This is a genomic window from Brevibacterium sp. 2SA, assembly GCF_005502845.1.
Lineage (GTDB): Bacteria > Actinomycetota > Actinomycetes > Actinomycetales > Brevibacteriaceae > Brevibacterium.
Window position 1 is genome coordinate 1 of sequence record NZ_SCMW01000062.1, and the last position, 18,496, is coordinate 18,496.

The window sequence follows — 18,496 nt, forward strand, 5'->3', positions numbered from 1 at the left end:
ACTCGAGCCTCGGCTACCGCACGCCCGCCGAAGCGCGCGCCGACTACACCCTTCAGGCCGCGATCGCCGCCTGATCCACAAAGAGATCGTCTACGAAACTTGACACAGCCCACGGCGGGCCGTTCGCGTTCGCCCCCGCGCAGGGTCTGCCTCGCACAGATCCAGCGTCGCGCAGCCTCGGTGCCGCGCTCAATCAACACTTGCCGCGAAAAAGTCGTCTCCCAAGGCGCGATTTTCACGCCACCTGTTGAACGAGACGGAGCCGCACACAACTACCGGGCTCGTTCAACACTTCCGCCGAAAAAGTCGTCCCCCAAGGCGCGATTTTTACGCCACGTGTTGAACGACGCAGCACCGCCCACGACCACCGCGCTCAATCAACACTTCCGCCGAAGAAGTCGCCTCCCAAGGCGCGATATTCGCGTCACCTGTCGAACGACGCGCACCGCCCACAAACACCGCGCTCGGTCAACACTTCCCGCGAAAAAGCCGTCCCCCAAGACGCGATTCTCACGCCACGTGTTGAACGACGCAGCACCGGCACGCACCACACGCGCCACACCACGCGAAGGCCCCGTGAATGCACCTCAGGCGGGCACCCGCGTGGGGTGCCCGCCTGAAGTGAACGGCGCGAAGAACGTGCGGCCGGCCTCACGCGGAGGCTCGGGTCACTTGTCCTTGCCGGCCTCCGGGTCGATGACCTCGACGGTCTCGTCGGTCTCGACGTTGCCCTCGGCATCCTCGGTGACCTTGACCTCGTCGACGACGACATCGCCGTCGGCATCCTCGGTGACGGTGACGTCGTCGGAGACGACCTCTTCGTCAGCGGGAGCAGCAGCGGCGGCGGTGGCCTGCTCGGCCTCCTTGACCGTCGCCTGCTTCGGCGAGTAGGGCTCGAGGACGAGCTCGATGACGGCCATCGGAGCGTTGTCGCCGTTGCGGGGACCGATCTTCGTGATGCGGGTGTATCCACCCGGACGCTCGGCCATCGTCTCGGCGATCGAGGTGAAGAGCTCGTGGACGATCGACTTGTCGCCGATCTGCGCGAGCACGCGGCGACGAGCGGCGAGATCGCCCTTCTTCGCAGCGGTGATGAGGCGCTCGGCAACCGGGCGGAGGCGCTTGGCCTTCGTCACGGTCGTCGTGATGCGCTTGTGCTCGAAGAGCTGGGCTGCCAGGTTGTTGAGCATGAGGCGCTCGTGCGTGGGCGATCCGCCGAGGCGGGGGCCCTTCGTGGGGGTAGGCATAGTGAGAAACTCCTAGGTCTAGATCAGTACTGTTCGTCTTCGACGTAGGACTGGTCCTCTTCCGCGAGACCGGATTCGAACCCGGCAGGACTGTCCTTGAGGCTGAGACCCAGCTCGTTGAGCTTGGCCTTGACCTCGTCGATCGACTTCGAACCAAAGTTGCGGATATCCATGAGGTCGGCTTCGCTGCGAGCAACGAGCTCACCGACGGTGTGGATGCCCTCACGCTTGAGGCAGTTGTAGGAGCGCACGGTCAGGTCGAGGTCCTCGATCGCCAGGGCGAGGTCAGCGGCGAGCGCGGCGTCGACCGGCGACGGGCCGATCTCGATGCCTTCGGCTTCGACGTTGAGCTCACGGGCGAGTCCGAACAGCTCGACCAGGGTCTTGCCCGCAGACGCGATGGCGTCGCGCGGGGTCATCGACGGCTTGGTCTCGACATCGAGCACGAGGCGATCGAAGTCGGTGCGCTGCTCGACACGAGTGGCTTCCACCTTGTAGGTGACCTTGAGAACAGGCGAGTAGATCGAGTCGACCGGGATCCGGCCGATCTCGGCATCCGCGTTCTTGTTCTGCGCGCTCGACACGTAGCCGCGTCCGCGTTCGATGGTGAGCTCCATGTCCAGACGGCCTTCGCCATTGAGCGTGGCGATGTGGAGGTCGGGGTTGTGGATCTCGACTCCGGCGGGAGCGGAGACATCGGCGGCGGTCACGGTGCCAGGGCCCTGCTTGCGCAGGTACGCAACGACAGGCTCGTCGAACTCAGACGACACGACCAGGGACTTGAGGTTGAGGATGAATTCGGTGACATCCTCCTTCACGCCTGGAACGGTGCTGAACTCGTGGAGCACTCCGTCGATCCGAATGGAGGTGACGGCGGCTCCCGGAATCGACGACAGCAGAGTGCGACGAAGCGAGTTGCCGAGAGTGTATCCGAAGCCCGGCTCGAGGGGTTCGATGGCGAACCGCGAGCGGTTATCGGAGACGACTTCTTCCGTGAGTGTTGGGCGCTGTGCAATGAGCACGTGGGCTTCCTTTCAGCGAACATCCGCTATATGACGTTCGCACTGCACGTCATGACCGCTTGAGGGTCATGAAGAACGGTTCGGTTTTATGCAAAGAATCCGCATCGCCGCGGGTGGCGGGCCGGTCGGCCCGTCACCTGCGGTGAGTGTCACGGAAAGGGTCAGCCGCGGCGGCGCTTGGGCGGACGGCAGCCGTTGAACGGAACCGGGGTGACATCCTGGATGGTGCCCAGTTCCAGACCGGCGGCCTGGAGGGAGCGGATCGCGGTTTCGCGGCCCGAGCCCGGTCCCTTGACGAACACGTCGACCTTCTTCAGGCCGTGTTCCTGTGCGCGGCGGGCAGCGGACTCCGCAGCCATCTGAGCGGCGTAGGGAGTCGACTTGCGCGAGCCCTTGAAGCCGACCTCACCGGAGGAGGCCCAGGAGATGACAGCACCGGTCGGATCGGTGATCGACACGATGGTGTTGTTGAAGGTGGACTTGATGTGAGCCTGGCCGGCAACGATATTCTTCTTGATCTTGCGGCGAGGCTTGCGCGCTGAAGCGGCGCGTGACTTGGGAGGCATATGTTTTACTCCTGATCGAGGTGGTTGACGCCGGTCAACCGGGTGAGCATGTTACTTCTTCTTACCGGCCACGGTGCGCTTCGGTCCCTTGCGGGTGCGCGCATTCGTCTTGGTCCGCTGTCCGCGAACCGGGAGACCGCGGCGGTGGCGCAGGCCTTCGTAGCTGCCGATCTCGACCTTGCGGCGGATGTCGGCGGCAACCTCACGACGGAGGTCGCCCTCAACCTGGAACGTGCCCTCGATGTAGTCACGCAGCTGCACGAGCTCCGCGTCAGTCAGGTCCTTCACACGGGTGTCCGGGCTGATGCCGGTTTCCGTGAGGGTCTGGCGCGCACGGGTGCGGCCCACACCATAGATGTATGTCAGGGCGACTTCCACGCGCTTTTCACGCGGAATGTCGACTCCGGCAAGACGTGCCATAGGTTCTTACTCCTGTAATGATGTTTCGGAGGTGCTGATGCAGACCTGTCCTCGGGTTGTCACCTCAAGGTCCTCGGCCCCCGACCGAAGGTATCGTCCTGCTCGGCGCTCAGGCGCCGCGCAGGGGGCGAGGTCTGCGTGGGTGTGGTGCTGCGTGAAGTCCCGGTGCGGGACTTCGTCTGCTCGAAGAGCTGCTCAGCCCTGACGCTGCTTGTGGCGCGGGTTGGAGCAGATCACCATGACTCGACCGTGGCGGCGGGTCACCTGGCACTTCTCGCAGATCTTCTTGACGCTGGGCTTAACCTTCATCGTTTTTCCTTCTCTCGGCCGGTCTCCCCGGGTGAGGGAGTCCGGCGCGAATGATCGAAGATCCTTACTTGTAGCGGTAGACGATTCGTCCGCGCGAGAGATCGTAAGGAGAGAGCTCCACGATGACTCGGTCCTCGGGCAGGATGCGGATGTAGTGCTGACGCATCTTCCCTGAGATGTGTGCGAGCACCTTGTGCCCGTTGCTCAGCTCGACCCGGAACGATGCGTTCGGGAGAGCCTCGACGACGGTGCCCTCGATCTCAATGACCCCTTCTTTTTTGGCCATATCGTTCGCTAACCTCGTATTCCCGCGAATCCTTCGCGTTCGACGTAATCGTCGATCGCCGATGAACACCGGCGATCCCATCGGCCGATTCGGACCCGACTTTCCCACATGAAAAGTTGTGGATGGCGTGACGCCGCCCACAACCGGGAATGGGTGAGTTGAGTGAGAACAGACCAATCATCTACTCTACACGACGATGCGAAGATCTTCCAGGCGGTCCTGGATTCCGGGCGTGAGTTCCCCTACAATCCCGACCCCGGCACCGAGGCGGCCGCTGGCTCCCCGGCATTACCGCGGTGACCGCCCGGCTCACATGTGCGCGCGAGCCCCGTATCCGGTGCGCAGACCGACGACGACGGCGACCGCGAGGACGAGGCCGCCGAGCACGGTGATCCACGCGAATCCCCCGAGCGCGAGCAGCGGACCGGCGCAGGCCGCGACGGCAGCGGCGCCGAGGTTCATCCCGGCGTCCGAGAGACCCTGGACCTCGATCCTGTGCGCCTCGTCGGTGTCCTGCGTCAGCAGCGTCGACCCGGCGATGAGACACGCCGACCAGCCGAGGCCGAGAACGAAGAGGGCGATCGAGATCCGGGCGAACGACGACTCGCCCGCGGCATCGATGAACCCGAGGACGAGGGCGAGCGCGAAGAGCCCCTGACCGAGCGCGATGACCCGTCCCGGCGAGAAGCGGTCGGTGAGGTAGCCGAAGACCGGGGAGAGACCGTACATCCCGAAGATGTGCCCGGCGATCGTCACCCCGATGACGCCGAGGCCGAACCCCTGATGGTCCATGTGCACCGGCGTCATCACCATCGTCGAGACCATGATCATGTGCCCGGTGACGACGGAGAGCAGGCCGAAGAGGGCACCCGGGGACCGGCGCACGGCACGCCAGGCCCCGCCTCGGCGGGATGATTCCATCACCGAGGCGGCGGTGCGGACATCGCCGACGGACCCCTGCGCCGTATCGGTCTCCGCCGCGGATCCGCCCACCGTCGCGTCAGAGTGCGGGGAGGCCACTGATGCGGTGACTTCCGCGGGTGCGTCCTGCGCGGGGGTGCGGAGGAACATCACGCAGACGAAGGAGAGGAGGTAGCCCGCGACGGCGATGAGGAAGGGTCCGGCGAAGGGGTCGATGCCGAGCGCCTCCCCCAGCTTGGCCCCGGGTTCGGCGAGGTTGGGGCCGACGACGGACCCCACGGTCGTCGCCCACACGACGAGCGACATCGCCCGCCCCTTGAGGTTCGCGGGGGCGGCATCGGTCGCCGCGTACCGACTCTGCAACCCCGCTGCGGTCGCGGAGCCGAAGCAGCCCATGCCGATGAAGAAGAGGAGGGAGATGCCGGCGAGGATCGCCGCGACGATGAGCAGCGCCCCGATGAGGGCGAGTCCGTAGCCGACGCCGAGCGCCCACCGCCGATTCCGTGCGGCGGCGAGTCGGGCCAGGGGCAGGGCGAGGAGTCCGGCGCCGAGGATCGACGCCGTCTGCGCGAAGCCGGCGAGCTCGGTGCGGCCGGTCAGCCTCTCGGCGAGGATCCCGCCGACGGCGAAGCCCGTGGCCACGCCGATGCCGGCGAACAGCTGCGCGAGGCTGAGCGCCCACTGGTTGTGTCGGAATGTCCGTCCCGTCGTTCTCACTCCCTGACCTGCCTGTGCGCCGCCGATCGCACCGCGTCGTCGCAACGCTTCCTCGGCCTCGCCACATCGCTGTGCCGGGCGCGCCCGTGCTCTGCCTCGATGCTAGCCGACGCCGACGCGGCCGGGAGCGCACTCCCGGCCGCGTTCATGGTCAGTGCCGTGGCTTCCGGACCTTCGCGGCTCGGTAGACGAGCCCGCCGGCGGTGAGCAGGGCGAGCGCTCCGGCGAGCAGCGCCCAGATGTCGGCACCGGTGCGCGGCAGACTGCCGCCGCCACCGTCACCGCCGCCGGCTGAGCCGCCGCCGGGGGCGTCACCGCCGCCCTTCGGGTCGTCCCCGGCGGCACTGCCGCCGCCGTCGGAGCCGGCACCGTCGCTGTCCTTGCCGCCGTCATCGCCCTTGCCGTCGTCACCGGTCACGGTCAGCGTCGTGTTCGCCGCCGTCTTGCCGCTCTCATCGAGCAGCTGGACGACATAGGTGCCCGGCTTCGCGTCCCGCGGAACGGTGATCCGGCCGACAGCGTTGCCGCCGTTGTCGGTCGTCAGCGTCCCGAGGCTGCCTCCGGTCTCGAAGGCGACGGTGTACCTCGCCTCTGAGGCCTGATGCTTCACCGTCGCATCGAGGCTCTCCCCGGCCGCTGCGGTGTCCTGCGACAGGGAGAAGTCCTCGGCGCGGAACGTGTCCATCCGGCACCGGTTGGGCAGAGTGATCGTCTCACCGCGGTCGTCGACGGCCGTGTCGGGCGTCGGCAGCTTGGGTCCGAAGTCGCCGACCTCGGGCACCGTGCCCTGGGAGAGGAACGTGTTGACCGTCTCGTCCGTGCACGCCTTGTTCTCATCGCGTGACATGTACGAGGTGTGCGAGGCCCCGGAGACCGAGAGCAGGCTGCCGTCGATCGTGCGGGCGAGCTTGACTCCCGAGGCGTACGGGGTCGCCGAGTCGTGGGACGTGGAGACGACGAGGATGTTCGGCACGGCGGTGAGCTTCTCCGGCTTGGGCAGGGTGCCCTTGAACTTCCAGAAGTCGCAGTAGTCGTAGACGCCCGGGGACACCGAGGCGGCCTGGAACGGACCGGCTTCGTCGTAGCGCTCTGCCAGATCGCGCAGCGCCGCGAGGTCAGGCTTGTCGCCGTAGCTGTTCTCATCCGTGCAGCGGATGTTCGTGAACGCCTGGAGCATCGGATCGTAGTGGCCGGTCTCATCCCTGGAGTTGTAGTCGTCGGCGAGCCTCATGAGCTCTCCGGCCGACTCCCCCGCCTTGAGTTCGGTGAGACCGAGGGCGAGCCGCGACCACAGCGTCTCCGAGTAGAGGGCCTGGATGACACCGGTGCGCGCATCGCCGAACGTCACCTCGCGGTCGTCGCCGTCGATGCCCGTCGGCAGCGGATTGCCCTCGAGTGAGCGGAGCACTCCCTGCACGGCCGTCGTCAGTTCCTCCCGGTCGGTGATGCCGTCGCCGAGTGCGCACGTGAACGGCTGGTCCTTGAGCTCGGCCAGGCGGCCCGGGAACTTCAGGTCGGGGTAGGTCTCACCCCAGGTCCTGCCGTCCGCGCCCTTGGCCGAGCAGTCGAGGGCGAACTGCTCGAAAGTGCCCTGGAAGCCGGCGATCTGGTTGACGGAGTCGTCGGCGTCCTCCTCGGCGTCCTCCTTGGCCACGAGCTTGCCGCTGGCATCGAGGTACGCCTGCGGGTCGGCGTTGATGTCCTTGAGCGCCTTGTAGGCGGAGACGTTGCCGGGGTCGACGGCGCCGTCGAGGACGAGGCGGCCGACGCTGTCACCGAACTTCTGGGCGTAGACGTAGCCCAGTCGGGTGCCGTAGGAGAAGCCGATGAAGTCGAGCTTGTCGTCTCCGCTCGTCGCGCGGATGAGGTCGAGATCGCCCACGGCATCCCATGTGCCCAGGTGCTTCATGAGGTTCTCCTGGCCGCCTTCGCCGAGGTCGAAGAGCTTGCCGGTGTTCTCGATGCAGTCGTTGGCGAAGCGCTCGGCCTGATCGTTGAGGATGTCCTCGGCGTTGTCACGGTCCCCCGACCAGGCGTCTTCGGCGCGGTCGGCGTCGATCTGCTCATCGGTCGAGCACTGGGAGAACGGCATCGAGCCGCCGGTGCCGCGCGGGTCGAAGCCGACGAGGTCGAAGTTCGCGGCGAGGTCGGGTTCGTAGAGCGCGCCGGCCACGCCGAGCGTCATGCCCGAGCCGCCGGGTCCGCCGGGGTTCCACGCGACGGTGCCCTGGGACGTCGTCTTCTCGAACTTCCCGCCGACCATCTTGCCCGAGGGCACCTTCATCATCGCGATCGCGACATTGCCCGCAGCCGGATCCTTCGCGTCGATCGGGGCGATGAGGTAACCGCACAGCGGTGCCCGCCCGATCCGCTCGGAGTAGTCGGGGTAGCCGAGCTTGCCGCAGTTCTCCGCGCTGAGGTCGACCTTCTGGTTGTAGTACTTCTCGAGCCCGGCGGGAACGCTGCCCGCACCCGTGCCGCCGCCCTGCGGATCCGGGATGCGGTACGTGCCGTCATCCTGCCCGAAGAGCTCCTTCGCCAGCTGCGGGTAGTACTTGTCGAGCTCCTCCGCGTTCGGGCTCGGCTCCTGGGTCGGTTCCTCCGTTGCTCCCGGCTCGCTCGGTGCGGACTCGCTCGGTTCCGGTGCGGTGGGGGTCTGGCTGGGAGTCTCGGTGGGCGCGGCCGAGGGGTCGGCGACGACGGTGAAGTCGTCACTCGTCTTCAGACTGTCCGCGGATTTGACGATGTAGGTGCCGGGAGTCAGCGGCGCACCGTCGATCTCGGTGTCGACCGTGCCGGTGCCGGCCTCGACGGTGGCCTCGGCCCCGTCGACGGGGTCGTTGCTGGCCGCGTGGACGACGGTGAGCGTGGTCGGGCCGGACGGATCCCCGGCGACGGTGACGGGGATCGTGAGGTCCGGCGACGCGGTCACCTCGGCGTCGATGCCGAGGGTGATCTCGAGGTCGGTGTCGGTCGCCGAGTCTGCCGTCGGCGAGGTCTGCTGGGTGGACGCGGGTGACTCCGCGGTGCCTGCGGCGACGGCGGGCAGACTGCCCGCGAACAGCAGTGAAGCGCCGATGAACGACGCTCCCAGGACACGCGAAGACCCTCTCAATGTGATGTGGGTCATGCTCGCCATCGTAACGCACAGATAACGGTCAGCATTTTTTCATACTCTTCGTTATCATTTCGTGACAAAGATCAGCCCCCGGGCCGTCGTCGCCCTACCGCTGCGACTGTCGTTCCGCCCCGTGACCTCCCATGTCGTCGAGCCCGAGAGACCGACCGCGGCGACTGCTAGCGTGAGCACAGACACCGCCGCGCACAGGGAAGAGAGCACCATGGACGATCTCGACGCCATCACCGAGGAATCGCTCGTCGCGAAGGGCGGCCGCAAATGGTCGTCGTTCCCCGGCAGCCTCGGCGCCTTCATCGCCGAGATGGACTTCGGGGTCGCGCCCGTCATCCGACAGGCGATGACTGAGATCGACGCCCGCGACCTCTACGGCTACGCCCCGGGAAGTCTCGTCGCCGACCTCCGCAGCGCCACCTCGGCGTTCTGCGCCGACCGCTACGGCTGGCAGTTCCCCACCGAGCACGTCCACCTCGCCAGCGACGTCCTCGCGGCCTTCATCGGCGTGCTCGAGCATCTCACCCCGGCCGGCACCCCGATCGTGCTGCCGACCCCGGCGTACATGCCGTTCTTCGACGTCGCCGCGGTCACCGGCCGTGAGCTCATCGAGGTGCCGATGCTGCGGACGGAGACCGACTGGCAGGTCGACCTCGACGCCGTGGCCGAAGCGCTCACCCCGGGAGCCACCCTTGTCCTGTGCAACCCGCACAACCCGATCGGGAAGGTCTATTCGCCCTCCGAGCTGCAGGCGATCGCCGAGGTGGTCGAGGCCGCGGGCGCGCGCGTGTTCTCCGATGAGATCCACGCTCCCCTCGTCTACGATCCCGCCCATCATGTGCCCTATGCGAGCCTGAGCGCGGTGACCGCCGGGCACACGGCCACCGCGACCGCCGCGTCGAAGGCCTTCAACATCCCCGGCCTCAAATGCGCCCAGCTCATCCTCACGAATCCCCACGACCGTGAGACCTGGGCCCGGAAGGGGCACTTCGTCTCCGGTGCGGCCGCGAATCCCGGAATCCTCGCCACGACCGCCGCCTACTCCCAGGGCGGCGACTGGCTCGCCGAGATCACCGCCTACCTCAAGGGCAACCGCGACGTCCTCACCGATCTGCTCACCTCCGAGCTGCCGAACGCAGCCTACATCCCGCCCGACGGCACCTACCTCGCGTGGCTCGACCTGCGCGGCTACGGGTTCGAGTCGGGGCTCTCGGCGCACTTCAACGATGCAGCGAAGGTCGCAGTGACCGAGGGGCGCCTCTGCGGGAAGGTCGGCGCCGGGCACGTCCGGATCAACTTCGCCCTCCCCCGTCCCCTCCTCGAGGAGGCGGTGGGCCGGCTCGTCACCGCGGTCCGCCGCGGACCGCACGATTGAGAACGGAACCTCCGGACAGGCGGCGGGACAGCCTCAGCCCTCCGGCAGCCATTCGATGAGCTCGAAGGCGGCGTTCTCCGCCGCCGCCTCCCGCACCTGCTGGTCGTAGCGGAGGTAGTACTCGAGGTTGCAGCGGTCCATGAACGTCCGGAAGCGCTGCGAGGGCTGTCCGGACCCGACGATCTCCGCCGGCAGCAACGGGTTCTCCATGACCGCGCGCCCGACCCGGTAGTAGAGGTCGAAGAATCGGCCGATCGGCAGCTCCGGCAGCCCCGCCCCCGGTTTGTCGTGCGGCCCGCCGAGGCGGCTGATCTCGACCTCGAACTCCTCGATCTGCCGGCGGGCACCGGCGAGTTCGAAGGCGATCGCGGTCATCCGCTTCGCCGCGGCGAGGTCACCGGGAACGATCTGCGTGCACTCGTACCAGCCGCCGTCGATGTCGGCCGGCAGCTGGGCGCGCAGCGCGTGGCTGCGATCGGCGAAGCCGATGAGGACCCCGGCCCGCAGCTGCCGGTACCCGAGCATGCGCGCGACGTACTGGAAGCGGTCCCGCTGCGGGCGGGAGGACTCGGGGATCGTGTAGAGGGCGGCGTGGAAGCGGCCGGCGAACTCCGGAAGGTCGCGGTCGCCGCTGATGTCGCGGAACTGCGCGAGGATCCGCGGGCTGAGCCGGTACCGGGTGACGCGACCGCAGCGCTCGAGTGAGATGAGATCGCGCTGGGCCATGCGGGTGAGCTGGTTGCGCACACTCGAGGCCGAATAGCCGTGGTCGGCGAGGATGCGCACGATGATCGGGCCGGGCACCCCGCTCGCCCGCAGACACCCGAAGACGGAGACGACATCGAAGGCGATCCGCGTCAGCCGATAGCGATCGCCCACATCTCGCCTACGTTTCGTGGCAAGTTGGACGTCGCTCATGCCGCAATCCTACCGTGAGAGCCATCCCACCAGGGCTGATGAGAAGGGACGAATGACCATGGACAATGACAGGTTCGAGCGCAGACAGCGGGTCTATTCGACGGCGAAGGTCGCGGGTCTGCTCGCGGGCTCAGCGGCCGCCTTCCTCGCCTTCTGCCTCTTCCAGATCTTCGGTGCCGAGATCCTCGAGACGGCCGTGTGGATGTTCGCCCTCGGGCTGATGACGTTCTCCGGGGTCTTCGTCGCCACCTACCTCGGAGTCGCCGCGTCGACGCGCGGGACCGCTGTCGGCAGCTGAGGCCCCACTCCCCTCACCCGGATGCCGCCGCGCGGCGACGGCACTGCGGTCACTGCCCCGGCTGCACCGGGGTGATCCCGAACTCGGCGAGTTCGGCGGCCCCGCCGTCGGATGCGGTGAGCACCCACACGCCGCCGTCGTGGCGGGCGACACTGTGCTCCCAATGGCTGGCCCGGGAGCCGTCGGCGGTGACGACCGTCCAGTCGTCGGCAAGCGTCACGGTCTCCGGACTGCCGGCCGTGAGCATCGGCTCGATCGCCAGGCACATGCCCGGGCGGATCTTCGGACCGTTCGACTTCGCGCGGTAGTTGAGGACCTCCGGCGGCATGTGCATCGACGTGCCGATCCCATGACCGGTGAACTCCTCGACGAGACCGAGGTCGGGGGCCGCCTCGGTGACGTAGTCGTCGATGGCATCGCCGATGTCGCTGACCTTCGTTCCCGTCGCGAACGCCGCGATCCCGGCCCACATGGCCCGCTCGGTCGCGGCAGACAGCGCGCGGTCGGCCGCCGTGCCCGCGGCCTCTCCGCCGACGATCATCGTGAAGGCGGAGTCCCCGTGGAACCCGTCGACGATCGCGCCGCCGTCGATCGAGACGAGGTCGCCCGGCTCAAGCACACGCTGCCCGGGGATGCCGTGGACGATCTCCTCGTTGACGGAGATGCAGAGGACGGCCGGGAAGCCCTGGTAGCCCTTGAAGTTCGACGTCGCCCCCGCCTCGGCGATGACCGCTTCAGCGGCGGCATCGACCTCAGCGGTCGTCGCCCCCGGGACCGCGGCGGCCCGGGCGGCGTCGAGCGCGGCCCGCGTGACCGCGCCGGCCGCCCGCATGCTGCGCAGCTGCGCGGGCGACTTCAGCTCGATCCGGGGACCGAAGATCATCGCAGGGAGTCGAGGATGCGATCGGTGATCGCGGAGACCTCACCGAGGCCGTCGACCTCCCGCAGCAGTCCGCGCTCGCGGTAGATGTCGGTCAGCGGCTGCGTCTGCTCGGCGTAGACGTCGAGGCGGTGACGGATGACGTCTTCGCTGTCGTCGCTGCGGCCTTCCTTCTCCGCGCGGGCGAGCAGCCGGGCGACGACCTCGTCGACGTCGGCGGTGAGCTCGACGACGGCGGAGAGCTCGTGGCCGCCTGCCTCGAGCATCCGGTCGAGTTCGGCGACCTGCGCGGCGGTGCGCGGGTAGCCGTCGAGGAGGAAGCCGGCTGCGGCGTCGTCCTGCGCGAGCCGATCGGCGACCATCTTGTTCGTCACCTCGTCGGGAACGTACTCACCGGCGTCCATGTAGCGCTTCGCGAGCGTGCCCAGCTCGGTCTCGCCCTTGACGTTGGCGCGGAAGATGTCCCCGGTCGAGATCGCGGGGATGTCGAGCGCCTCGGCGAGTCGTGCCGCCTGGGTGCCCTTGCCGGCGCCGGGCGCGCCGATGAGGATGATGCGTGAACTCATATCTGTCCTTCCGGAGAACTGCGCTGACCGTGAGGTCAGCGGAGCAGGCCCTCGTAGTGGCGCTGCTGCATCTGCGCGTCGATCTGCTTGACCGTCTCAAGGCCGACACCCACGACGATGAGCAGCGAGGTGCCGCCGAAGGGGAAGTTCTGGTTCGCGTTGATGAGAACCAGGGCGATGAGCGGGATGAGCGCGACGAACGCGAGGTAGAGCGATCCGGGGAAGTTGATGCGGCTGAGCACGTAGCTCAGGTACTCCGCGGTGGGACGTCCGGCCCGGATGCCGGGGATGAAGCCGCCGTACTTCTTCATGTTGTCCGCGACTTCCTCCGGGTTGAAGGTGATCGCGACGTAGAAGTACGAGAAGAAGATGACGAGCACCGCGTAGGCGGCGATGTAGATCGGGTGGTCGCCGGTGGTGAAGTACGTGTTGATCCATTCGACCCAGTTCGTCTCGGGGTTGAAGAACTGAGCGATGAGGCTCGGCAGGTAGAGCACCGAGGAGGCGAAGATGACGGGGATGACGCCGGCCATGTTGACCTTGATCGGAATGTACGTCGAGGTGCCGCCGAACATCCGGCGCCCGACCATGCGCTTGGCGTACTGGACGGGGATGCGGCGCTGGGACTGCTCGACGAAGACGACGAGCGCGACGAGGACGAGGCCGACGGCGATGACGATGAGGAACACGTCGATGCCCTGTTCGCGGAGGATCGCGCCGAGCGAGGACGGGAAGGCCGCCGCCACCGAGGTGAAGATGAGGATCGACATGCCGTTGCCGACGCCGTGCTCGGTGATCTGCTCGCCGAGCCACATGATGAGGCCGGTGCCGGCGGTGAGCGTGATGACGAGGACGGTGATGCCCCACCACGTGTCGTTGGTGATGAGGTTCGTGCAGCCTTCGATCTGACCGAACAGCGCACCCGTGCGCACGGTGGCGACGAGGGTGGTGGCGTTGAGGATCGCGAGGCCGATCGTGAGGTAGCGCGTGTACTGCGTGAGCTTGGCCTGACCGGAGGCGCCTTCTTTGTGGAGGGCCTCGAAGCGCGGGATGACGACGCGGAGCAGCTGGACGATGATGCTCGCCGTGATGTAGGGCATGATGCCGAGGGCGAAGATCGACAGCTGGAGCAGGGCGCCGCCGCTGAAGAGGTTGATCATCGCGAACCCGCCCTCGTTGAGCTGCGGGGACGCTACGCACTGCTGGACCTGCGTGTAGTCGATGCCGGGCGAGGGGATGAAGGAGCCCAGGCGGAAGAGGACGATGATGCCCAGGGTGAAGAGGAGTTTGTTCCTCAAGTCGGGCGTGGAAAAGGCCCTCCGAATTGCGCCGATCAAGCGTCCTCCTCAGGGGGATGGAAGTCAGGGTCGCTGTCACGACCTGGCGAATGAGACAAATACCTGCAAAAGACTACCAGGGTGCGGGTCTCAGGCAGAAACCGAACGGGTCCCTCTCCCCCGGTCTCCCGCCGGTCCCAGCTCCCATCGTGAGGAGGGTCTCGCCGAGGCGGTGCCCGGGTTCTCCTCACGTGTGCCCACTGCCATCTGCCGGGGTGCGGGTATGCCGAAAGGGGCGGTCACACTGTGACCGCCCCTTTCGTCTCGGGGTCCTGATGCCGTGCCCGCTGGTGCGGGCCCGCACTCAGGCCTCGGTGGCGCTTCCGCCTGCAGCTGCGATCTTCTCGAGCGCCGAGCCCGAGAACTTGTCTGCAGTGATGTTGATCGCCACGGTGATCTCACCCGTGCCCAGAACCTTGACCGGCTGCTTCGGGCGCACAGCGCCCTTGGCGACCAGATCGGCGACGGTGACGTCGCCGCCTTCCGGGAACAGAGCCGACAGCTTGTCGAGGTTGACGACCTGGAAGGTCACCTTCGCGGGGTTCTTGAACCCACGCAGCTTGGGCAGACGCATGTGCATCGGCGTCTGTCCACCCTCGAAGCCGTGCGGAACCTGGTAGCGGGCCTTCGTGCCCTTGGTTCCGCGGCCGGCGGTCTTGCCCTTCGAGCCCTCACCGCGACCCACACGGGTCTTCGCGGTCTTGGCGCCGGGGGCCGGACGGAGATCGTGGATCTTCAGTGCGTCGTTGTTCGCCATTTCAGTCCACCTCTTCCACTGTCACCAGGTGACGCACGACATTGATCATGCCCCGGATCTCCGGGCGATCCTCGTGCACCACGACGTCGTTGATCCGCTTGAGGCCGAGCGAACGCAGCGAATCACGCTGGTTCTGCTTGCCGCCGATCTCGGACTTCTTCTGAGTTACCTTGAGCTTCGCCATCAGGCCTTCGCCCCGCTTTCAGCAGCCGCACGCAGAAGCGCGTGCGGTGCGACCTCGTCGACGGGCAGGCCGCGGCGAGCCGCGACTTCCTCGGGACGCTCGAGGCTCTGGAGAGCCTTGATCGCAGCGTGGACGATGTTGATCGCGTTCGACGAACCCAGCGACTTGGACAGGATGTCCTGGACGCCGGCAGCGTCGAGCACTGCACGGACCGGACCGCCGGCGATGACGCCGGTACCCGGAGCGGCGGGACGGAGCAGGACGACGCCGGCCGCTTCCTCACCCTGAACGGGGTGGGGAATCGTCTTCTGGATGCGGGGGACGCGGAAGAAGTTCTTCTTCGCCTCCTCGACACCCTTCGCGATGGCGGCGGGAACTTCCTTCGCCTTGCCGTAGCCCATGCCGACCATGCCGTCACCGTCACCGACGACGACGAGGGCGGTGAAGGAGAACCGACGTCCACCCTTGACGACCTTCGACACGCGGTTGATCGTGACGACGTGCTCGATGAACTGGCTCTTCTCTTCGCGGTCTCCGCGACCGCCGCGTCCGCGACCGTCGCCGCGTCCGCGACCCTGGCCGCGTCCGCCGCGGTTGTCGGAACCGCGGTTGTCACCGCCGCGGTTGTCGGAACCGCGGTTCTCAGCAGTCTCCTGCGAGACGTTGTTCTCTTCGCTCATAGCGCCAATCCTCCTTCACGGGCACCTTCGGCGATGGCCTGCACACGGCCGTGGTAGGCGTTGCCTCCACGGTCGAACACGACGGCCTCGACGCCGGCTTCCTTGGCGCGCTGGGCAACCAGCTCGCCGACCTTGCGGGCCTTGCCGGTCTTGTCTGCTTCGAGTGCGCGCAGATCGGCTTCCATGGTGGAGGCCGAGGCCAGGGTCTTGCCGACGGTGTCGTCGATGACCTGGACGAAGACGTGGCGCGTGGAACGGGTCACTGAGAGACGGGGACGCTCGGCCGTACCACTGACATGCTTGCGCAGACGAGTGTGACGGCGCTTGCGAGCAGCTGCCCTGCCCTTGCCGTAGCTTTCCTTCTTGCCAAAGGCCATCTCTACTTACCAGCCTTTCCGACCTTGCGACGGACATTCTCTCCGGCGTAGCGGACACCCTTGCCCTTGTAGGGTTCGGGCTTGCGCAGCTTCCGGATGTTCGCAGCGGTCTCTCCGACCAGCTGCTTGTCGATGCCGTGGACGGCCACCTTGTTCTGTCCTTCGACGGAGAACGAGATGCCCTCGGGCGGTTCGACGGTGATCGAGTGGCTGTAGCCGAGAGCGAACTCGAGGTTCGATCCCTTCGCCTGCACACGGTAACCGGTGCCGACGATCTCGAGACCCTTCGTGTAGCCCTCGGTGACACCGATGATCATGTTGTTGATCAGGGTGCGGGACAGTCCGTGCAGCGACCGCGATTCGCGCTCGTCGTTCGGACGGGCCACGGTGACCGTGCCCTCATCGAGCGACACGGTGATCGGCTCGGCGATGGTCACGGACAGTTCGCCCTTGGGGCCCTTGACGGCCACATCCTGGCCGTCGATCTTGACCTCGACGCCAGACGGAACGGAGATCGGGTTCTTGCCGATGCGTGACATGCTCTTCTCCCCTTTCCTTACCAGACGTAGGCGAGGACTTCCCCACCCACACCCTTCTTGGCGGCCTGGCGATCCGTCAGGAGACCCGACGAGGTCGACAGGATGGCGATGCCGAGTCCACCGAGGACCTTCGGCAGATTCGTCGACTTCGCGTAGACGCGCAGTCCCGGCTTCGACACACGGCGGAGGCCGGCGATCGAACGCTCACGGTTGGGACCGAACTTGAGATCGAGGCGCAGGGTCTTCCCGACGGTCGCGTCTTCGACGCTCCACCCGGTGATGTAGCCTTCGGCCTTGAGGATCTCGGCGATGTTCGACTTCAGCTTCGAGAACGGCATGCTGACGTCCTCGTGGTAAGCCGAGTTGGCGTTGCGCAGACGCGTGAGCATGTCTGCGACTGGATCAGTCATTGTCATGTGGGCTCGTGCCCTTCCTCGTTACGGTTTCCGCCCGCGGCATGCGCGCTTGGACCTGCAACGTAGAGATTATTTTGTCTTGAACGGGAAGCCGAGGTGGCGGAGCAGGGCCCGTCCCTCATCGTCGGTCTTCGCCGTCGTCACAACGGTGATGTCCATACCGCGGACACGATCGATGCGATCCTGATCGATCTCGTGGAACATCGACTGCTCCGTGAGACCGAACGTGTAGTTGCCGTTGCCGTCGAACTGGCGGTCCGAGAGTCCGCGGAAGTCGCGGATGCGCGGGAGTGCCAGCGAGATGACGCGGTCGACGAATTCCCACATCCGGGCTCCGCGCATGGTGACGTGGGCGCCGATGGGCTGTCCTTCGCGCAGCTTGAACTGAGCGATGGACTTCTTCGCCCGCGTCACGATCGGCTTCTGGCCGGTGATGAGGGTGAGGTCGTTGATCGCGCCTTCGATGAGCTTCGAGTCACGCGCTGCGTCACCCACACCCATGTTGACGACGACCTTGGTGAGACCGGGAACCTGCATCGGGTTGGCGTAGTCGAACTCCTCCTGCAGCTTACCGACGATCTCATCGCGGTAGACCTGCTTGAGGCGCGGCGCCGGACGGTTCGTGCTTGTCTCCGTCATCAGATCTCCTCCCCGGTGCGACGCGAGTAGCGGACCCGCACGGTCTTGGTGCGACCGTTGCGCTCCACCTGCTCTTCGCGGTATCCGACGCGGGTCGGCTTGTTGTCCTTGGGATCAACGAGCGCCACGTTGGACACATGGATGGGGGCTTCGTGAGTCTCACGGCCGCCGGCGGTGCCGCCGGCCTGAGTCTGCGTTGCCTTCTTGTGCTTGATCACGCGGTTGACGCCCTCGACGAGGACGCGGTTGCGCTCGGGGTAGACGGCAAGGACCTTGCCCTGCTTCCCACGATCGCCGCCGCGCGACTGACGGGCACCTGCGATCACCTGGACGAGGTCGCCCTTCTTGATCTTGAGCTTGTTCGCCATGCTCACAACACCTCCGGTGCCAGGGAGACGATCTTCATGAACTTCTTGTCACGCAATTCGCGTCCCACGGGTCCGAAGATGCGGGTGCCGCGGGGTTCCCCATCAGCCTTGAGAATGACAGCTGCATTCTCGTCGAACTTGATGTAGGAGCCGTCCGGGCGGCGACGTTCCTTGGCCGTGCGAACGATGACGGCCTTGACGACGTCACCCTTCTTCACGTTGCCGCCGGGGATTGCGTCCTTGACGGTGGCCACGATGGTGTCACCGATCGAGGCGTAGCGCCGACCGGAACCGCCGAGGATCCTGATGGCCAGGATCTCCTTGGCTCCGGTGTTGTCGGCGACTTTGAGTCGCGACTCTTGCTGAATCACTGTTTTCTCCTGTCGTCGCGCTGGTTCTCACATCGCTGCGAGCCTTGCGGAACGGATTCATTGACATACTCGCCCCGTTCCCGGTAGCCGCCCATGGCCTGAGAGTCTCAGGCCATGGGCGGGACCGGGAGGGAGGGGCTAACGCTGACTTACTTGGCGCGTTCGATGATCTC

General features: G+C 66.6%; 23 protein-coding genes. 2 read left to right on the forward strand and 21 right to left on the reverse strand.

The annotated features are described in order from the left end of the window. Positions 1-668 precede the first annotated feature (668 nt). The 8 genes from rplQ to FFS20_RS15795 all read right to left on the reverse strand — a co-directional run bounded on the left by rplQ (position 669) and on the right by FFS20_RS15795 (position 8,618). Positions 669-1,247, reverse strand: a complete 579-nt coding sequence (gene rplQ, locus FFS20_RS15760; protein WP_137826763.1) for a 50S ribosomal protein L17 — start codon at positions 1,245-1,247, stop codon at positions 669-671. Between the two features lie 23 nt (positions 1,248-1,270). Further along, positions 1,271-2,269, reverse strand: a complete 999-nt coding sequence (locus tag FFS20_RS15765; protein WP_009379253.1) for a DNA-directed RNA polymerase subunit alpha — start codon at positions 2,267-2,269, stop codon at positions 1,271-1,273. A 161-nt stretch (positions 2,270-2,430) separates the two neighbouring features. Continuing rightward, positions 2,431-2,835 (reverse strand): 30S ribosomal protein S11, encoded by a 405-nt coding sequence (gene rpsK, locus FFS20_RS15770; RefSeq protein ID WP_009379251.1) that lies wholly within the window; start codon positions 2,833-2,835, stop codon positions 2,431-2,433. Between the two features lie 51 nt (positions 2,836-2,886). Next, complete coding sequence (rpsM, locus tag FFS20_RS15775; RefSeq protein WP_137826764.1) at positions 2,887-3,255, reverse strand: 30S ribosomal protein S13; 369 nt, start codon at positions 3,253-3,255, stop codon at positions 2,887-2,889. Between the two features lie 195 nt (positions 3,256-3,450). After that, positions 3,451-3,564: a 50S ribosomal protein L36 gene (gene rpmJ, locus FFS20_RS15780; RefSeq protein WP_009379247.1), complete on the reverse strand. Its 114-nt coding sequence runs from the start codon at positions 3,562-3,564 to the stop codon at positions 3,451-3,453. A 64-nt stretch (positions 3,565-3,628) separates the two neighbouring features. Then, positions 3,629-3,850 (reverse strand): translation initiation factor IF-1, encoded by a 222-nt coding sequence (gene infA / locus FFS20_RS15785; protein ID WP_009379245.1) that lies wholly within the window; start codon positions 3,848-3,850, stop codon positions 3,629-3,631. Positions 3,851-4,159: 309 nt separating this feature from the next. After that, positions 4,160-5,488, reverse strand: coding sequence for an MFS transporter (locus FFS20_RS15790; protein WP_137826765.1), 1,329 nt, complete (start codon positions 5,486-5,488; stop codon positions 4,160-4,162). Positions 5,489-5,639: 151 nt separating this feature from the next. Next, a complete protein-coding gene (locus FFS20_RS15795) occupies positions 5,640-8,618 on the reverse strand; it encodes an alpha/beta fold hydrolase (protein ID WP_137826766.1) in 2,979 nt (992 codons plus the stop codon). Between the two features lie 172 nt (positions 8,619-8,790). On the opposite strand from FFS20_RS15795, the gene FFS20_RS15800 reads away from it, so the two are divergent. Further along, entirely contained in the window at positions 8,791-9,993 is a 1,203-nt protein-coding gene (locus FFS20_RS15800; protein WP_249356898.1) for an aminotransferase class I/II-fold pyridoxal phosphate-dependent enzyme, read from the forward strand. 33 nt (positions 9,994-10,026) lie between these two features. On the opposite strand, the gene FFS20_RS15805 is transcribed toward FFS20_RS15800, so the two are convergent. Beyond that, positions 10,027-10,911 (reverse strand): PaaX family transcriptional regulator, encoded by an 885-nt coding sequence (locus FFS20_RS15805; protein WP_249356899.1) that lies wholly within the window; start codon positions 10,909-10,911, stop codon positions 10,027-10,029. Positions 10,912-10,963: 52 nt separating this feature from the next. Here FFS20_RS15805 and FFS20_RS15810 point away from each other — a divergent pair, with 52 nt between their 5' ends. Beyond that, positions 10,964-11,209 (forward strand): hypothetical protein, encoded by a 246-nt coding sequence (locus FFS20_RS15810; protein ID WP_137826767.1) that lies wholly within the window; start codon positions 10,964-10,966, stop codon positions 11,207-11,209. Between the two features lie 49 nt (positions 11,210-11,258). On the opposite strand, the gene map is transcribed toward FFS20_RS15810, so the two are convergent. The 12 genes from map to rplN all read right to left on the reverse strand — a co-directional run bounded on the left by map (position 11,259) and on the right by rplN (position 18,323). Continuing rightward, positions 11,259-12,092 carry a type I methionyl aminopeptidase gene (gene map, locus FFS20_RS15815; protein ID WP_137826768.1) on the reverse strand — a complete coding sequence of 278 codons (834 nt, stop codon included), beginning with the start codon at positions 12,090-12,092 and terminating at the stop codon, positions 11,259-11,261. Next, positions 12,089-12,655 carry an adenylate kinase gene (locus FFS20_RS15820; protein ID WP_137826769.1) on the reverse strand — a complete coding sequence of 189 codons (567 nt, stop codon included), beginning with the start codon at positions 12,653-12,655 and terminating at the stop codon, positions 12,089-12,091. The genes map and FFS20_RS15820 overlap by 4 nt, the downstream gene beginning before the upstream one ends. A gap of 35 nt (positions 12,656-12,690) precedes the next feature. Beyond that, positions 12,691-13,992, reverse strand: coding sequence for a preprotein translocase subunit SecY (secY, locus tag FFS20_RS15825; RefSeq protein WP_137826770.1), 1,302 nt, complete (start codon positions 13,990-13,992; stop codon positions 12,691-12,693). 304 nt (positions 13,993-14,296) lie between these two features. Next, a complete protein-coding gene (gene rplO / locus FFS20_RS15830) occupies positions 14,297-14,749 on the reverse strand; it encodes a 50S ribosomal protein L15 (RefSeq protein ID WP_137826771.1) in 453 nt (150 codons plus the stop codon). Position 14,750: 1 nt separating this feature from the next. Further along, on the reverse strand, positions 14,751-14,933 hold the full coding sequence (gene rpmD, locus FFS20_RS15835) for a 50S ribosomal protein L30 (RefSeq protein ID WP_009379218.1): 183 nt from the start codon (positions 14,931-14,933) through the stop codon (positions 14,751-14,753). Further along, positions 14,933-15,613 carry a 30S ribosomal protein S5 gene (rpsE, locus tag FFS20_RS15840; protein WP_249356900.1) on the reverse strand — a complete coding sequence of 227 codons (681 nt, stop codon included), beginning with the start codon at positions 15,611-15,613 and terminating at the stop codon, positions 14,933-14,935. Before rpsE ends, rpmD begins: the two co-directional genes overlap by 1 nt. After that, positions 15,610-15,990 carry a 50S ribosomal protein L18 gene (gene rplR, locus FFS20_RS15845; protein WP_137826772.1) on the reverse strand — a complete coding sequence of 127 codons (381 nt, stop codon included), beginning with the start codon at positions 15,988-15,990 and terminating at the stop codon, positions 15,610-15,612. Before rplR ends, rpsE begins: the two co-directional genes overlap by 4 nt. Positions 15,991-15,992: 2 nt before the next feature. Then, entirely contained in the window at positions 15,993-16,529 is a 537-nt protein-coding gene (gene rplF / locus FFS20_RS15850) for a 50S ribosomal protein L6 (RefSeq protein ID WP_137826773.1), read from the reverse strand. Between the two features lie 17 nt (positions 16,530-16,546). Then, positions 16,547-16,945, reverse strand: coding sequence for a 30S ribosomal protein S8 (gene rpsH / locus FFS20_RS15855; RefSeq protein WP_137826774.1), 399 nt, complete (start codon positions 16,943-16,945; stop codon positions 16,547-16,549). A gap of 69 nt (positions 16,946-17,014) precedes the next feature. Continuing rightward, positions 17,015-17,584, reverse strand: a complete 570-nt coding sequence (rplE, locus tag FFS20_RS15860; protein ID WP_137826775.1) for a 50S ribosomal protein L5 — start codon at positions 17,582-17,584, stop codon at positions 17,015-17,017. Next, positions 17,584-17,952: a 50S ribosomal protein L24 gene (rplX, locus tag FFS20_RS15865; RefSeq protein WP_137826776.1), complete on the reverse strand. Its 369-nt coding sequence runs from the start codon at positions 17,950-17,952 to the stop codon at positions 17,584-17,586. Before rplX ends, rplE begins: the two co-directional genes overlap by 1 nt. Positions 17,953-17,954: 2 nt before the next feature. After that, positions 17,955-18,323, reverse strand: coding sequence for a 50S ribosomal protein L14 (gene rplN / locus FFS20_RS15870; RefSeq protein ID WP_137826777.1), 369 nt, complete (start codon positions 18,321-18,323; stop codon positions 17,955-17,957). Positions 18,324-18,496: the final 173 nt, after the last annotated feature.

Excerpts from the sequence above, each read along its gene's own strand:
- rplQ (WP_137826763.1), bottom strand. The coding sequence starts at position 1,247 with ATGCCTACCCCCACGAAGGGCCCCCGCCTCGGCGGATCGCCCACGCAC.
- rpsK (WP_009379251.1), bottom strand. The coding sequence starts at position 2,835 with ATGCCTCCCAAGTCACGCGCCGCTTCAGCGCGCAAGCCTCGCCGCAAG.
- rpsM (WP_137826764.1), bottom strand. The coding sequence starts at position 3,255 with ATGGCACGTCTTGCCGGAGTCGACATTCCGCGTGAAAAGCGCGTGGAA.
- rpmJ (WP_009379247.1), bottom strand. The coding sequence starts at position 3,564 with ATGAAGGTTAAGCCCAGCGTCAAGAAGATCTGCGAGAAGTGCCAGGTG.
- infA (WP_009379245.1), bottom strand. The coding sequence starts at position 3,850 with ATGGCCAAAAAAGAAGGGGTCATTGAGATCGAGGGCACCGTCGTCGAG.
- FFS20_RS15795 (WP_137826766.1), bottom strand. The coding sequence starts at position 8,618 with ATGACCCACATCACATTGAGAGGGTCTTCGCGTGTCCTGGGAGCGTCG.
- FFS20_RS15805 (WP_249356899.1), bottom strand. The coding sequence starts at position 10,911 with ATGAGCGACGTCCAACTTGCCACGAAACGTAGGCGAGATGTGGGCGAT.
- FFS20_RS15810 (WP_137826767.1), top strand. The coding sequence starts at position 10,964 with ATGACCATGGACAATGACAGGTTCGAGCGCAGACAGCGGGTCTATTCG.
- map (WP_137826768.1), bottom strand. The coding sequence starts at position 12,092 with ATGATCTTCGGTCCCCGGATCGAGCTGAAGTCGCCCGCGCAGCTGCGC.
- FFS20_RS15820 (WP_137826769.1), bottom strand. The coding sequence starts at position 12,655 with ATGAGTTCACGCATCATCCTCATCGGCGCGCCCGGCGCCGGCAAGGGC.
- rplO (WP_137826771.1), bottom strand. The coding sequence starts at position 14,749 with ATGGCGAACAACGACGCACTGAAGATCCACGATCTCCGTCCGGCCCCC.
- rpmD (WP_009379218.1), bottom strand. The coding sequence starts at position 14,933 with ATGGCGAAGCTCAAGGTAACTCAGAAGAAGTCCGAGATCGGCGGCAAG.
- rpsE (WP_249356900.1), bottom strand. The coding sequence starts at position 15,613 with ATGAGCGAAGAGAACAACGTCTCGCAGGAGACTGCTGAGAACCGCGGT.
- rplR (WP_137826772.1), bottom strand. The coding sequence starts at position 15,990 with ATGGCCTTTGGCAAGAAGGAAAGCTACGGCAAGGGCAGGGCAGCTGCT.
- rplF (WP_137826773.1), bottom strand. The coding sequence starts at position 16,529 with ATGTCACGCATCGGCAAGAACCCGATCTCCGTTCCGTCTGGCGTCGAG.
- rpsH (WP_137826774.1), bottom strand. The coding sequence starts at position 16,945 with ATGACAATGACTGATCCAGTCGCAGACATGCTCACGCGTCTGCGCAAC.
- rplE (WP_137826775.1), bottom strand. The coding sequence starts at position 17,584 with ATGACGGAGACAAGCACGAACCGTCCGGCGCCGCGCCTCAAGCAGGTC.
- rplX (WP_137826776.1), bottom strand. The coding sequence starts at position 17,952 with ATGGCGAACAAGCTCAAGATCAAGAAGGGCGACCTCGTCCAGGTGATC.